Origin of the sequence: Parabacteroides merdae ATCC 43184 (assembly GCF_025151215.1) — a bacterium.
Classification (GTDB): Bacteria; Bacteroidota; Bacteroidia; order Bacteroidales; family Tannerellaceae; genus Parabacteroides; species Parabacteroides merdae.
In genome coordinates this window covers 1,208,249-1,222,109 of the sequence record NZ_CP102286.1, presented here as the reverse complement: position 1 = coordinate 1,222,109, position 13,861 = coordinate 1,208,249, and the positions used below count along the sequence as shown (strand labels likewise).

Below are 13,861 nucleotides of genomic sequence, written 5' to 3'. Positions count from 1 at the left end.
GAGGAGGTAAAAATGGTACCTGTAAAAACAAACCAGAATTGGTTACCGAGTATTTTTAACGATTTCTTTGACAATGAATGGATGGCAAGAGCAAACGCTACGGCTCCAGCCATCAATGTGATTGAGAATGAAAAGGACTACAAGGTAGAACTGGCAGCTCCGGGAATGACCAAGAATGATTTTAAGGTAAGTGTGGATGAAAGCAACAATCTGGTAATCTGCATGGAAAAAAAGGACGAGAAAAAGGAGGAGAAGAAAGACGGAAAATACTTGCGCCGTGAATTCTCCTATTCCCGATTCCAGCAGAGTATCCTGCTGCCGGATAATGTGGAAAAAGATAAAATTTCGGCCAAAGTGGAACACGGGGTCCTGTTTATCGATATTCCCAAAGTCGTAGATAAGAAGGTTCAGGAAACCACCAAAACTATTGATGTCAAATAAGATATCTTGATGAGACTCTACAGAAGGCATTTCTTATTATCAGGGAATGCCTTCACCCGGATATTTGAATTCCAAAATAAATATAATGAGAGGATTTGATTTCGATAAAGCGCTGGTAGCCCTTCAGAATGAACTGCATTGTTTTGCATATAAACTGACTGCTGACAAGGATGAAGCAGAAAACTTGTTGCAGGAAACAATGTTGAGGACGTTGGATAATAAGGATAAGTTTGATTCCGGTACGAATTTTAAAGGCTGGATGTATACCATCATGCGCAATGCATTTATCAATAATTGCCGGACAAAGAAAATACGAGGGAATTTATATGTATTATCAGAACCTGAATATCATTTCCTGTTAAGGGATGACTCTTTCATTTTCGTGGATAACGGGCATGATGCAAAAGAGATAAGGGAAGCCCTTAAAACATTGCCTAAAGCACATTATGTCGTTTTTATGTTGTACCGGAGTCAAATATCGGGAAATAGCCGCAAAGATAGGAGTGTCACTGAGTACGATAAAAAGCCGTATCTTTTATAGCAGAAAAAGGCTAAAACAGTTGCTTTCTAATTTTGCCTGATTAATTAAAATATAAAAAACAAATTATGGATAACAAGTATATTGGAATTCTGACTTCCGGAGGGGATGCTTCAGGAATGAACGCGGCTATCCGTGCCGTGACCCGCGCCGCCATTTTTAACGGATTTAAAGTGAAAGGAATTTATAGAGGTTACGAGGGGCTGATTGCCGGTGAAGTGAAAGAACTCACGACGGAAGATGTAAGTAGCATTATCCAGAGGGGAGGCACCATACTGAAAACAGCTCGCTCCGAGACTTTCACCACTCCCGAAGGACGCAAGAAAGCTTATAAGGTCATACAGAAAGAGAACATCAATGCTTTGATAATTATCGGTGGAGACGGTTCCCTGACGGGAGCCCGTATCTTTGCGGAGGAGTATGATGTGACGTGCATAGGATTGCCCGGCACCATTGACAATGACCTATATGGTACCGATTTTACCATAGGATATGATACGGCATTGAACACCATTGTGGAATGCGTGGATAAAATCAGGGACACGGCAACCTCCCATGACCGTATCTTCTTTGTCGAAGTGATGGGGCGTGATGCGGGCTTCCTGGCACAAAACAGCGCAATAGCTTCCGGTGCTGAAGCGGCCATCATCCCGGAGGACAGGACGGACGTGGACCAGTTGGAAACATTCATCGGGCGCGGATTCAGAAAGACGAAAAACAGCAGCATCGTAATTGTGACCGAAAGTCCTGAAAACAAGAATGGAGGTGCCATATATTACGCCGACCGGGTAAAGAAGGAATATCCCGGGTATGATGTCAGGGTTTCTATCCTGGGCCATCTGCAACGGGGTGGTGCTCCGAGTGCCAATGACCGTATACTGGCAAGCCGGCTGGGTGAAGCCGCAATCCAGGCCTTAATGGAAGGCCAGCGAAATGTTATGATAGGCATACGGAACAACGAGATTGTTTATGTTCCTTTTGTCCAGGCAATCAAAAAGGACAAGCCTATTGACAAAAGCCTGATCCGGGTCCTTAACGAATTATCGATCTAAAATAACCGTTAATATGTCAGAAGTTGCTCCCTTAATATCGGATCTTGCCATAATTCTGATTATTGCCGGTATTGTAACCGTCATTTTCAAGTGGCTGAAGCAACCGGTCATATTGGGCTACATTGTAGCCGGTATTATGGCGGGTCCTTCCGTTTCTTTGGTCCCGACTGTTTCCGATCCTGCCAATATCAAAATATGGGCGGACATCGGTGTCATTTTTCTGCTGTTCGCGATGGGACTGGACTTTTCGTTCAAGAAATTGATAAATGTGGGCATTACGGCTATCGTTGCCACTGTCACTATTGTATGTGGCATGATGTTCATAGGTTATACAGCGGGGAATGCAATGGGGTTCTCCCACATGAGCAGTATTTTTCTGGGTGGAATGTTGTCCATGTCGTCCACGGCCATCGTATTCAAGGCCTTCAATGACATGGGACTTCTCCAACAGAAATTCACTGGCATTGTCTTGGGGATTCTTGTTATCGAAGATCTGGTGGCTGTAGTGATGATGGTTGTTCTTTCCACGTTGGCGGTAGGCAAACATTTTGAAGGGAAGGAGATGCTGGAAAGTATATTGAAGCTGGCCGCTTTCCTGATTTTCTGGTCGGCATTGGGTATCTATCTGATACCTACCCTGCTGAAGAAGATACGCCGTTTCACCAGCAACGAGATTTTATTGATAACCTCTCTGGGACTTTGCCTGGGAATGGTGATGATTGCGACAAAAGCGGGATTTTCTGCCGCATTGGGAGCCTTTGTCATGGGGTCCCTGCTGGCAGAGACCGTTGAAGCGGAAAAAATCGTACATATCGTACAGCCGGTAAAAGACCTGTTCGCTTCCATATTTTTCGTGTCGGTAGGAATGATGATCGATCCTGCCATGATGTGGGAATATGCCGTCCCTATTCTCATCCTGACATTGCTGGTACTGTCCGGTCAGGTACTGTTCGGGAGCTTTGGTGTCTTGCTTTCCGGCCAGCCGTTGAAAATTGCCATACAGTCCGGCTTTTCACTGACACAGGTCGGTGAATTCGCATTCATCATCGCATCTTTAGGCGTCAGTCTGAATGTTACGGACAAGTATCTCTATCCGGTCATAGTGGCAGTATCTGTCATAACGACTTTTCTTACCCCCTATATGATACGGCTTTCGGAACCAGCATACCGGTTTATAGACATCCACATGCCTGAATCCCTGAAAGATTATCTCGTACACTATACGTCCGGGGCAATGACTGTAAAACACCAGGGTACTTGGCATAAACTGATCCGGTCTATGCTGGTGTCTGTCACACTCTATCTGGTCGTATGCGTTTTTTTCATCACTTTATATTTTTCCTATGTGCATCCTTTGATTAGGAAAAGTCTGCCGGGAATGGAAGGGAACTTGTTGGGCTTCATCATCATCTTTCTTGTCATATCCCCGTTTCTATGGGCCATCATCATGAAAAGGAACAATTCAACCGAGTTCCGTAAACTCTGGACGGACAACAAGTTCAACAGAGGGCCTTTGGTATCAATAGTACTTGTCAAAATACTGATCTGCACGATTATCATGATGAGTATCATTACCCATCTTTTCAATGTTGCCTTGGGAGCCGGGTTGGTAGTCTCTTCCATTATCATTGCCGTCATTTATTTTTCCAAGCGGATCAAGAAACGGTCGCTGACTATAGAGAGACAATTTATGGCAAACTTTCAGGGGACGGACGGGAATGGACTTTCTACAGAAAGTGATACAGGCTCCACCCTTGGCAGCAATATCCCGTTCAAGGAATTACATTTGGCGGATTTCACAGTATCCCCTGATTCCATATATGTGGGCAGAACATTAAAAGAAAGCAGCTTGCGCACCTTGTTTCAGATAAATGTGATTTCAATCACCCGTGGAGAAAAACGCCTAGATATACCACAAGGGGAAGAACATCTCTATCCATATGACAAGGTTACGGTCGTAGGTACGGACCGACAGTTGGAAAGCTTCCGGACATCCATGGAGCAAAAGAAGGTAGAAAGGAACGGGAACGGAACATCCTCGCAGGATGAGATGGAAATAGGGCAATTTCCTGTCGAAGGAGGTTCACCATTGATCGGAAAGACGATCCGGGAGGCAGACATATCGGATAGCATCATTATCGGAATAGAGAGGAGTACCGTGAATATTATGAATCCAGACCCTGATACAATTTTCAAGGAGAATGATACGGTATGGATTGTCGGTAAACGAAAAATAATAAAAGGACTGAATAAAGATTAGGACTTATTTAATTAAAATGTCATGGAATATTCAAGTTATAATGTAAATACCCCTCAGTGGAGGGAGATTACAGTAGGTTCACATCTTCCTGCAGAACTGCGAAAACTTGCAGAAATCGCACATAATCTCTGGTGGACATGGAATGATGACGCAAAGAAACTGTATTGTGATTTGGATTCGGAACTTTGGAAAGAGGTGGAACAGAATCCGGTATTGTTTCTGGAGCGGATAAATTATGAGAAGCTTGTAGCGCTGGCACATGATGAGAACTTTGTCTATAAAATGGATGCCGTCTATTCCGCCTTCAAAAAATACGTAGATGTGGAACCGGATCACCAGCGCCCGTCAATAGCTTATTTCAGCATGGAATACGGCTTGGATGAAGTCCTTAAGATATATTCCGGCGGTTTGGGAATGTTGGCGGGGGATTACCTGAAAGAGGCGTCGGACAGCAATGTGGACCTTTGTGCCATAGGACTTTTGTACCGTTACGGTTATTTTGACCAGTCGCTTTCCATGGACGGCCAGCAGACAGTCAATTATAAAGCGCAGAATTTCGGGCAGCTCCCGATTGAAAAGGTAATGCAACCGGATGGGAAACAACTGGTAATCCACGTCCCCTATGCCGACAGTTTTGTGGTACATGCCAATGTCTGGAAAGCCAGTGTGGGGCGTATTCCCCTTTATCTGCTGGATACGGACAATGAACTCAACAGCGAGTTTGACCGCCCTATCACTCACCATCTGTATGGAGGCGACTGGGAGAATCGGCTAAAACAGGAAATACTGCTTGGCATAGGCGGGATGATAACGCTGAGAGCTTTAGGTATAACGAAAGATGTATATCACTGTAATGAGGGGCATGCCGCACTGATCAATATCCAGCGGCTTTGTGATTACATAAATGGCGGCTTGAATTTCGGGCAGGCCATGGAGCTGGTACGTGCTTCCTCACTTTATACCGTACATACTCCCGTACCCGCTGGTCATGATTATTTTGACGAAGGGCTTTTCAATAAATATATGAAGGGATATCCTGGCAAGTTGGGTATAACCTGGGATAACCTGATGGATCTCGGGCGTCACAATCCGGGAGACAAGGAGGAACGTTTCTGCATGTCTGTCTTCGCCTGCAAGACCTGCCAGGAGGTAAACGGTGTCAGCAAGTTGCATAAATCGGTATCCCAGCAAATGTTTGCGCCGATCTGGAAGGGATACTTCCCGGAAGAGAACCATGTGGGTTATGTAACCAACGGGGTACATCTGCCTACCTGGTGTGCGGCAGAATGGAAAAAGCTTTTCAAGGACAATTTTGATGAGAATTTTTTCTGCGACCAGTCCAATCAGAAAATCTGGGAGGCCGTCTATGGCATCCCGGATGAAGAGATATGGAATACCCGGTTAAAACAGAAAGCAAAATTGCTGGACTATATCAAAAGCAAATGCAGCAAGGACTGGCTCAGGAGTCAGATTGATCCGGCATTGAGCGTTTCCATTTTTGAGAGATTCAATCCCGATGCTCTTCTAATAGGCTTCGGACGCCGTTTTGCTACATATAAGAGGGCTCATCTTCTGTTCACGGATATAGACCGACTTGCCAGGATTGTGAATAATCCGAAATATCCGGTACAGTTCATCTTTGCAGGCAAAGCCCATCCCAATGACGGTGCCGGGCAGGGGCTGATCAAGCAAATCGTGGAAATATCCCGGCGTCCGGAATTTTTAGGTAAAATCATATTCTTGGAGAATTACGACATGGACCTGGCACGCCATCTTATCTCGGGGGTGGATATTTGGATGAACACCCCTACGCGGTTGGCAGAAGCTTCGGGTACGTCGGGCGAGAAGGCATTGATGAACGGTGTGCTTAATTTCTCCGTGCTGGACGGTTGGTGGTATGAAGGATACCGTAAGGATGCTGGATGGGCACTGACTGATAAAAGGACTTATCAGAATGAACAGTACCAAAACCAGCTGGATGCCGAAGCCATCTATTATTTGTTGGAGCATGACATCCTGCCACTGTATTACGAGCATGGGGGGAAGAACTATTCGGAAGACTGGGTCAAGTATATCAAGAACTCAATCGCACAAATCGCTCCCCATTTTACCATGAAAAGACAGTTGGACGACTACTATGACAGGTTCTATAACAAACTGTCAGAGCATTTCCACATTCTGGCAGCCGACAACTTTGCGAAGGCGAAAATGATGGCTGACTGGAAAGCAAACGTCCGAAGCAGATGGGATGCCATAGAAATCAAATCCATAGAGGCAGGGAATGGGCTGAATGCCACGGTTGAAGCCGGAAAGGAATATGAGGTGACGGTTGTCGTTGATGAGAAAGGCCTGGATGACGCAATCGGAATAGAATCGGTCATTATCAGGCGTGAAGACGGTCAGGATCACATATATGAGGTTATTCCCCTTTTGCCGGTTTCCAAGAATGGGAATTTATATACCTTTAAGGCGACATCCGGCATTTTCAACGCTGGAAGCTTCAAGCAGGCCTTCCGTATGTATCCCAAGAATGCTTTGTTACCTCACCGACAAGATTTCTGTTATGTACGATGGTTTTAATGAACAGTAAAAGGATATGCAAAAACAACGTATGAGCGGGCAAAATCAAAAAACAGATAAACGGATAGCATGGCCGATCATCATCATGAACTTCACGGGAGTGTATGACTACGAGGCGTTTGCCCGGAACAATAAATTTATATGGCTGGATTGTCGTCATCTTTATGGTACAGATGGCTACTGTGACAGGGAGGGGGCTTTGGCTTTGAAGGGGATGATTGCTGATTATCCGGCGGAGGGAGTCCATTTCATCGATTCAGGCAATTATCATTATTTGACTAAATTCTGGACAGACAAACTTGAAACTCCGTTTTCGCTGATTGTGTTCGACCACCATCCCGATATGCAGCCACCGTTGTTTGACAACATACTTTCTTGCGGAAGTTGGGTAAAGGATATATTGGACCATAACAACAACTGCAAGAAAGTAATTATCGTAGGTTCTTCAGACAAACTGATACAGGCTGTGCCGAAAGGATATGAAAGACAAGTTCGGTTTTACAGTGAAACTACGCTCATGCACGAAGAGGGTTGGCAGAACTTTTCTTCCGGACATATCAACGGACCGGTTTACATTTCCATAGACAAGGATGTCTTGAATCCGGCTTCGGCAGCAACAAACTGGGATCAAGGTTCTCTCAGCTTATGGGAATTGGAGAAACTGCTGGCTGTTATTCTTCAGAAAGAACAGGTAGTAGGCATTGACATCTGTGGGGAATGCTCCACAACACTCAATCTTTTTGAAGAAAAACGGGAAACCGTCATGGATAGCCAGGCAAACAAAGAATTGCTCAGATTTATCCGGTCATCCTCCGGCCTTCAATAGAATTAGTTTTTTTGTTATTATAATTATCATATAAAAATAAAATAATTTAGCTTTATGGAAACAATTGTTCGTAGAATTGGACTTGTTGCACACGATGCAATGAAAAAAGACATGATAGAGTGGGTTCTCTGGAACTCGGAACGTCTGATAGGACATAAATTCTATTGTACGGGTACAACCGGTACACTAATTAAAAAAGCCCTTGAAGAAAAACATCCTGAAATCAAATGGGATATCACAATCCTGAAATCTGGTCCTTTAGGAGGTGACCAGCAAATTGGTTCGCGGATCGTAGAAGGAGAAATAGACTATCTGTTCTTTTTTACAGATCCGATGACACTACAGCCGCATGATACGGATGTGAAAGCATTGACCAGACTGGCTGGAGTTGAAAATATTGTTTTCTGCTGTAACCGTTCGACTGCGGACCACATTATTACGAGTCCCTTATTCACTGACCCAACTTACGAACGTATTCACCCGGATTACACCAATTACACGCAGCGTTTTGAAAACAAGGGAATCATATCTGAAGCAGTGGAGCAAGTGAAAAAGCGGAGGAATAAAAGTGAGAATAACATTTCTAAATGAACTGTAATAAGTAGTAGAATATTTATAAGGCTATCTAAGAAACAAGTTGTTTACATCTTTCAGAATAGGTATCAGCTGAATAGTAATCTGCTAAGTTTGTGTCAAAACGTTGGCACAAACTCTTTTATATTTTACAGTTCTGCTATATTTTCTTTTGGCTATGCTGCTTTTTCCAGGGGCAGCGGATTTTTCCGGTTGGCAAGCTTTCCTTTAAGCGTATAGCCTAGCCAGTCTGAACATGAAGAATTTCAGATCAGCCACCCCTCTAAACTGGCTTCGAAGAGCTTTGATTTTAGCATTGAACGACTCCGCTGAAGCATTTGTCAATCGTTCTTCAAAATTTTAGGGGAAATACCTAAAGATACAAAAAGCCAACTAATTCGCAATACTTTTAGTATGAATTAGTTGGCTAATTTTATAGGATTTACTGAATATCCCCTAGTTAAAACAGCTATGCACAATTCCTTTTATTCCGTTTTCAGGTATATGGCATACAAATTGTCAATAATACCATCTGCTAAGCCAATGACCGGAACATGGATATACTCAGCTTTGACAATACCTGCAATTATCAGAAATATCTCAGCGGCGGGAACAATAACATCTGCACGGTCAGTTTTCAGATTAAATTCTTCCATGCGCTGTTATACCGGCACCACGAGTGACCGTTTCTCCGGATGGTATGAATTTGAAGTATCAACATAAAATCGGATTGTTATGGAAACCGTATGTTTTGAAAGGAAGGCGTTCGAGGAATTTGCCATGAAAATCGAACGGTTCATACATAGGGTGGAGGGAATCCCCATCTGGATTTGAAAGGCGTGAAGAGGACGGCTGGCTGGCTCGACCACCAGGATGTCTGCCTGAAGCTGAAAATCAGCAAGCGCACCTTGCAGACCTTGCGGGATAACGGCACGCTCGCCTATACCAAGATAGGCAACCGTACCTATTACCTGCCGGAAGACGTGGAGCGTATCGTCACGAAAGTGGAGGACAGACGCAAGGATGCACGCTACAGGGGGCACACCATTTGAAGGAATTGAACTGAAGTATCAACAAAAGACAAATGAGCAGTATGTATAATAGAGTTTATATCGAATAATTGATTAAAGCGTTCTTTGATTTATCTTTGTGATCTAAAAAGTTCAATTGATGTATTACGACAAGATTCGCCACCGTCATAGCCAAGTGCTTGCTGCGACAGGATTAACTCCTGCAGAGTTTGACGCTTTGCTAATAACTTTCAAGTACCATTGGGATGAATATTACAGCCATTTTACCTTGGAAGGTAAAGTGCGCCAACGTATATCTTACAACAGTGTTGTCTCTGATTCAGGACAAAATGTTCTTCATATTGGTATATCTGAAGACCAATCCCCTTCAGGAACTCCATGCTATTCAGTTTGAGATGACCCAGCCCCAGGCCAATAGATGGATTCACCTTCTTTCTGAGATTCTCCGGCGTACATTGAAAACGCTTGGTGAATTGCCTGACCGTAACTCCAAACGTCTGATACACATTCTTCAAGGGTGCGAAGAAGTCTTGTTGGACGGAACCGAGCGACCTATTCAGCGTCCTTTGGATGAAGACTGGCAGTCTGCATGCTATAGTGGTAAAAAAAACTCATAGCATAAAGAATAACCTGTTATGTACTAACAATCTTCGGATTGTATGGTTGAGCTCCACATACAAAGGTCATGTCCATGACAAAAAGATTTGTGATGAAGAACCTCTTCTACTTCCCAAAGGTATTAGGCTCTGGCAGGATACAGGTTTCATCGGACACAAACCGGATGGAGTTGAAATATGCATGCCCAAAAAGAAACCTAAAGGGAAAGAGCTTACTTGTGTTGAAAAACAAGAGAACAAGCGGATTTCCGGAGTTAGGATTAAAGTGGAGCATGCCATAGGTGGTATGAAAAAATGCCGTATTGTCAAAGAACGATTCAGATGCCATAAATTCGGTTTCGAAGATATGGTGATTCTTATTGCTTGTGGATTACACAACTTCAGAATCAGTCACAAAATGAGTCATATAACAAATTAATCTATATAATGTTTAATGAATTGAAAACGAAAGACGATGCGTGGATGCAGTCCATCCACGAGCGTATCGACCGGCTGTCGGCGATGATTGACGGCATTTTCGGAGATGGCGCGGTTCCGCCAAAAGAAGACGTGTACCTGTGCGACAGTGAGGTGGCGTGTATGCTGAAAGTCAGCCGCAGGACATTGGGCGAGTATCGGAGCAACGGCACGCTGCCTTACTATGTACTTGGTGGCAAGGTCTTGTACAAGAGGAGCGAGATCGAGCAGGTGTTGGAACGGGAATATAGGAGTGTCGGCAAGGCGCGGGGAAGCGGATGAAGATTCCATTTACCTGTTTTTTACGCACTTGTACAGGCTGCGGGCATTAAGACTGTCCGCATAAAGGCTGGACGTTTGCGTGCGCCAGCCACAGACTGTTTTTTAGAGGTGAGGGAGTTTGCCGTCTGGAAAAAGAACCTCTTTTTGGACTTTGGCACAAAGTCGTCCCCTGCCCGGTATCAGACTGTAATTCCTGTATGCAATCCTTTTCTGACTGTTCTCGTAACAGTCTGTTTCAATCCTGCCTGACCTTTGTTTACTTTTCATAAAGAGACTGTACCGCCTTTGTGACCGGGATATGAAACCGAAAGATTGTTTTTGACGGTTGCTAAAAAAGAAAAATCAAAGGTGTTTTGCATGTTCCGTAAAAAATCGTACCTTTACATAAAGTGAGTTGCACATCAACGCAATTGATGCAAGTATGTAGAAACCAGAACGGTTGCCAACTCGTTACCTCGTTTTTTGATGATCCGCATAAACTTTTATTCTTAGCGGATTATGTGATTCTTTCAAAAATAATCTCTATTTTGGGAATACGGCTTTCTGAATATCGGAAATTCTATGTGCCTGCCGTTTTACATCCCCTCCCTACAATCTACAACGACATGCTATCAGAACACTTCCCCATAAAATTTCTATTTTTCCTGTGAAATTATTCTCTTATTCAAAAAAAATAGTATCTTTGTCCTATAAAAGTTGTTCATAAGTATGAGACTGTAAAGTACTGAAATTAGCACAATCTCCAAATCGTTACCTTAGACTTTTCAGAACTTCCATAAGCGTTTGTCTTTCAAATTAATCCATCAAATTGATAAGAATTTAAAGTAAACATATTAAGAAACACAAAAAAAGCCCGTATCCAACTTCACAGTTACATACGGACCAAACAAATAACAAACTCTACTTATATGAAAAAACAAATACTACTAACTTAATCGTCTTAGGAATTTCTTTGGATATAATTCCTAATTCATTTTATCATATAACAGCACATAATTCAGTTTGGTTCAGAAATAATGAAAAAAACTATCTTCCGATCAGCTTAGCCATACATTATAATCCTGTATTACAGAAATATATCATTTCTGTAATAAGTAATATCATTTTTTAAACATGATCATTTTTTCTTTCTTGTACTTTTAAAATCAAAATTCAACCTAAAAAGATATTACCATGAAGGAATTGAAAATGTTTATTGATGGCAGATTCATAGAACATGAATCTGGAAAATGGATTAAGGTATTAAATCCTTCTACTGAAGAAGTTATATCATTAATGCCGGACGGTACGGTCGAAGATGCTAAAAGAGCGATCGATGCAGCAGAAAAAGCTCAGGGTCAATGGGAAAGGACACCTTCTATAGAAAGGGCCGCTTATCTGACCAAAATTGCAGCCGGTATCCGCAAAAGAGAAAAGGAACTGACTGATATAATTGTTCGTGAAGGTGGAAAGACGCAAGGCCTGGCTAATGTGGAAGTTCTTTTTACGGCAGATTATATCGATTATATGGCTGGATGGGCCCGCCGGTATGAAGGTGAAATCATCCCCAGCGACCGTCCGCGTGAAAGCATATTCCTGTTCAAGAAAGCAATTGGTGTAACAACCGGTATTCTTCCTTGGAACTTTCCATTTTTCTTGGTTGCACGCAAAGCAGCCCCGGCTTTGATTACCGGTAATACGATCGTGGTAAAACCGAGTCAGCTGACACCTGAAAATGCATACGTTTTTGCACAAATTGTAGAAGAAGTCGGTTTGCCAGCCGGAGTTTTCAACTTAGTGAACGGACGTGGCTCGGTGATAGGTCATGAGTTGGCAGCAAATCCGAAAGTTGGCATGGTCAGCCTTACGGGAAGTGTAAGTGCCGGACAACAGACAATGGCAGCAGCAGCTCCTAATATAACAAAAGTATCTTTGGAATTAGGAGGAAAAGCTCCTGCAATCGTGATGGAAGACGCAGATATAGACTTGGCGGTGAAGTCGATCATCGCTTCACGCGTTATCAATACCGGACAGGTATGTAATTGTGCGGAGCGGGTTTATGTAGATAAAAAGATCAAAGATATCTTTATGGAAAAGCTTGTGGCCGGTATGAAGCAGGTGAAAGTCGGCAATCCGAACGAGATCGCAGACTTGGATATGGGACCACTGATCGAAGCAAATGCTTTGGCTGCCATGGAGCAAAAAGTTGAAAAGGCGGTTCGGCAGGGAGCCAAACTTCTATGTGGCGGTCATCGGATCGGAACAAAAGGGTATTTCTTCGAACCTACAGTGCTGGATTGCGCCACACAAGAAATGGATATCATACGGGAAGAGACCTTCGGCCCTATCCTGCCCATTGTCGAATATACGGATATCGATGATGCGATTGCATGGGCAAATGACTGTGAGTACGGACTGACATCTTCCGTCTATACCCAAAATCTGGACTATGCATTCAAGATCATGCGCTCGCTGAAATTTGGCGAAACATATATCAATCGTGAGAACTTTGAAGCTATGCAAGGTTTCCATGCCGGATGGCGTAAGTCTGGAATCGGTGGTGCAGATGGGAAACACGGTCTTGAAGAATATTTACAGACGCATGTCGTTTATATAGAAACCAAAGAATAAAGATCGCCTTTATTATATGGCCGTGCCATCGTTACGACACAATTGTGCCAATGCGACTCGTCTGTTGTGCCACAGCATTGGCACAACAGACGAGTCGCTTATACTTGCTCCAACAGGTAGTATTCGGAAAGGATATCCCGCACTTTCTCTGGTGTCAGACGTCCATAAACTTTTCCGGCAATCGTGACGACCGGAGCCAGTCCGCAAGCCCCCACACAACGTAGACAGTCCAATGAAAACAGGCCGTCGGATGTAGTCTCTCCAACTTTGATCTCCAACTGGCGCTGGAACTCTTCCAAGACTTTCTCGGCTCCACGTACATAACAGGCCGTTCCCAGACAGACGGAAATAGGATATTTCCCCTTCGGAGTCATGGTAAAGAACGAATAGAACGTCACAACTCCATATACTTTGGAAACCGGAATATACAACCGGCCGGCGATGATCTCTTGCACTTCGCGAGGCAGATAACCGAATATGCCTTGGGCGGCATGCAATATGTTGATCAGTTCTCCCGGATCGTTATTATGTTCATCACAGACGGCCAACAATTCATCGATCTTCATCTGAATCAAATGTATCTTCATCTTATCCA

Annotated in this window: 13 protein-coding genes and 4 pseudogenes; 14 read left to right on the top strand and 3 right to left on the bottom strand. The window is 43.6% G+C overall.

The window, feature by feature from the left end; genetic code table 11:
- Positions 1 to 12: 12 nt before the first annotated feature.
- From NQ542_RS04950 to NQ542_RS04920, 8 genes and pseudogenes are all read left to right on the top strand, one after another.
- Positions 13 to 441, top strand: a complete 429-nt coding sequence (locus tag NQ542_RS04950; protein ID WP_004295281.1) for an Hsp20/alpha crystallin family protein — start codon at positions 13 to 15, stop codon at positions 439 to 441.
- Between the two features lie 85 nt (positions 442 to 526).
- On the top strand, positions 527 to 982 hold the full coding sequence (locus NQ542_RS04945; protein WP_005641942.1) for an RNA polymerase sigma factor: 456 nt from the start codon (positions 527 to 529) through the stop codon (positions 980 to 982).
- Positions 948 to 1,022, top strand: a pseudogene (locus NQ542_RS17930) (RNA polymerase sigma factor); the annotation flags it as partial. The gene NQ542_RS04945 and the pseudogene NQ542_RS17930, both read left to right, overlap by 35 nt.
- 25 nt (positions 1,023 to 1,047) lie before the next feature.
- Entirely contained in the window at positions 1,048 to 2,031 is a 984-nt protein-coding gene (pfkA, locus tag NQ542_RS04940) for a 6-phosphofructokinase (RefSeq protein ID WP_004295279.1), read from the top strand.
- A 13-nt stretch (positions 2,032 to 2,044) separates the two neighbouring features.
- Positions 2,045 to 4,291 (top strand): cation:proton antiporter domain-containing protein, encoded by a 2,247-nt coding sequence (locus NQ542_RS04935; RefSeq protein ID WP_004295278.1) that lies wholly within the window; start codon positions 2,045 to 2,047, stop codon positions 4,289 to 4,291.
- Positions 4,292 to 4,312: 21 nt separating this feature from the next.
- Entirely contained in the window at positions 4,313 to 6,871 is a 2,559-nt protein-coding gene (gene glgP, locus NQ542_RS04930; protein ID WP_004295277.1) for an alpha-glucan family phosphorylase, read from the top strand.
- A gap of 16 nt (positions 6,872 to 6,887) precedes the next feature.
- Complete coding sequence (locus tag NQ542_RS04925; RefSeq protein ID WP_004295276.1) at positions 6,888 to 7,697, top strand: arginase family protein; 810 nt, start codon at positions 6,888 to 6,890, stop codon at positions 7,695 to 7,697.
- 54 nt (positions 7,698 to 7,751) lie between these two features.
- Positions 7,752 to 8,288 (top strand): methylglyoxal synthase, encoded by a 537-nt coding sequence (locus NQ542_RS04920; RefSeq protein WP_004295275.1) that lies wholly within the window; start codon positions 7,752 to 7,754, stop codon positions 8,286 to 8,288.
- Positions 8,289 to 8,498: 210 nt separating this feature from the next.
- On the opposite strand, the pseudogene NQ542_RS04915 reads toward NQ542_RS04920, so the two are convergent.
- Both NQ542_RS04915 and NQ542_RS04910 read right to left on the bottom strand, forming a co-directional pair.
- A pseudogene (locus tag NQ542_RS04915) lies at positions 8,499 to 8,627 on the bottom strand (transposase); the annotation flags it as partial.
- Between the two features lie 128 nt (positions 8,628 to 8,755).
- Positions 8,756 to 8,932 (bottom strand): annotated as a pseudogene (locus tag NQ542_RS04910) (Ppx/GppA family phosphatase); the annotation flags it as partial.
- 73 nt (positions 8,933 to 9,005) lie between these two features.
- Here NQ542_RS04910 and NQ542_RS04905 point away from each other — a divergent pair.
- The 6 genes and pseudogenes from NQ542_RS04905 (at position 9,006) to aldA (ending at position 13,266) form a co-directional block, all read left to right on the top strand.
- Positions 9,006 to 9,322: pseudogene (locus NQ542_RS04905) on the top strand (helix-turn-helix domain-containing protein).
- Between the two features lie 118 nt (positions 9,323 to 9,440).
- Positions 9,441 to 9,695 carry a type III secretion system chaperone family protein gene (locus tag NQ542_RS04900; protein ID WP_005650026.1) on the top strand — a complete coding sequence of 85 codons (255 nt, stop codon included), beginning with the start codon at positions 9,441 to 9,443 and terminating at the stop codon, positions 9,693 to 9,695.
- Positions 9,631 to 9,918 (top strand): helix-turn-helix domain-containing protein, encoded by a 288-nt coding sequence (locus NQ542_RS04895; protein WP_226769917.1) that lies wholly within the window; start codon positions 9,631 to 9,633, stop codon positions 9,916 to 9,918. Before NQ542_RS04900 ends, NQ542_RS04895 begins: the two co-directional genes overlap by 65 nt.
- A complete protein-coding gene (locus NQ542_RS04890; RefSeq protein ID WP_005650024.1) occupies positions 9,872 to 10,336 on the top strand; it encodes an IS5 family transposase in 465 nt (154 codons plus the stop codon). The genes NQ542_RS04895 and NQ542_RS04890 overlap by 47 nt, the downstream gene beginning before the upstream one ends.
- Positions 10,337 to 10,344: 8 nt before the next feature.
- Positions 10,345 to 10,656 (top strand): helix-turn-helix domain-containing protein, encoded by a 312-nt coding sequence (locus NQ542_RS04885; RefSeq protein ID WP_004295270.1) that lies wholly within the window; start codon positions 10,345 to 10,347, stop codon positions 10,654 to 10,656.
- Positions 10,657 to 11,829: 1,173 nt separating this feature from the next.
- The gene (gene aldA / locus NQ542_RS04880; protein ID WP_005641934.1) at positions 11,830 to 13,266 is read left to right on the top strand and encodes an aldehyde dehydrogenase; all 1,437 of its coding nucleotides are present in this window, start codon (positions 11,830 to 11,832) and stop codon (positions 13,264 to 13,266) included.
- A gap of 98 nt (positions 13,267 to 13,364) precedes the next feature.
- Here the strand turns inward: aldA and NQ542_RS04875 are convergent, their stop codons facing one another.
- Positions 13,365 to 13,853: an NADH-quinone oxidoreductase subunit NuoE family protein gene (locus NQ542_RS04875; RefSeq protein ID WP_005648986.1), complete on the bottom strand. Its 489-nt coding sequence runs from the start codon at positions 13,851 to 13,853 to the stop codon at positions 13,365 to 13,367.
- Positions 13,854 to 13,861 lie beyond the last annotated feature (8 nt).

Excerpts from the sequence above, each read along its gene's own strand:
- NQ542_RS04900 (WP_005650026.1), top strand. The coding sequence starts at position 9,441 with ATGTATTACGACAAGATTCGCCACCGTCATAGCCAAGTGCTTGCTGCG.
- NQ542_RS04885 (WP_004295270.1), top strand. The coding sequence starts at position 10,345 with ATGTTTAATGAATTGAAAACGAAAGACGATGCGTGGATGCAGTCCATC.
- NQ542_RS04875 (WP_005648986.1), bottom strand. The coding sequence starts at position 13,853 with ATGAAGATACATTTGATTCAGATGAAGATCGATGAATTGTTGGCCGTC.
- NQ542_RS04895 (WP_226769917.1), top strand. The coding sequence starts at position 9,631 with ATGTTCTTCATATTGGTATATCTGAAGACCAATCCCCTTCAGGAACTC.
- NQ542_RS04920 (WP_004295275.1), top strand. The coding sequence starts at position 7,752 with ATGGAAACAATTGTTCGTAGAATTGGACTTGTTGCACACGATGCAATG.
- pfkA (WP_004295279.1), top strand. The coding sequence starts at position 1,048 with ATGGATAACAAGTATATTGGAATTCTGACTTCCGGAGGGGATGCTTCA.
- glgP (WP_004295277.1), top strand. The coding sequence starts at position 4,313 with ATGGAATATTCAAGTTATAATGTAAATACCCCTCAGTGGAGGGAGATT.
- NQ542_RS04935 (WP_004295278.1), top strand. The coding sequence starts at position 2,045 with ATGTCAGAAGTTGCTCCCTTAATATCGGATCTTGCCATAATTCTGATT.
- aldA (WP_005641934.1), top strand. The coding sequence starts at position 11,830 with ATGAAGGAATTGAAAATGTTTATTGATGGCAGATTCATAGAACATGAA.
- NQ542_RS04945 (WP_005641942.1), top strand. The coding sequence starts at position 527 with ATGAGAGGATTTGATTTCGATAAAGCGCTGGTAGCCCTTCAGAATGAA.
- NQ542_RS04950 (WP_004295281.1), top strand. The coding sequence starts at position 13 with ATGGTACCTGTAAAAACAAACCAGAATTGGTTACCGAGTATTTTTAAC.
- NQ542_RS04925 (WP_004295276.1), top strand. The coding sequence starts at position 6,888 with ATGCAAAAACAACGTATGAGCGGGCAAAATCAAAAAACAGATAAACGG.
- NQ542_RS04890 (WP_005650024.1), top strand. The coding sequence starts at position 9,872 with ATGAAGACTGGCAGTCTGCATGCTATAGTGGTAAAAAAAACTCATAGC.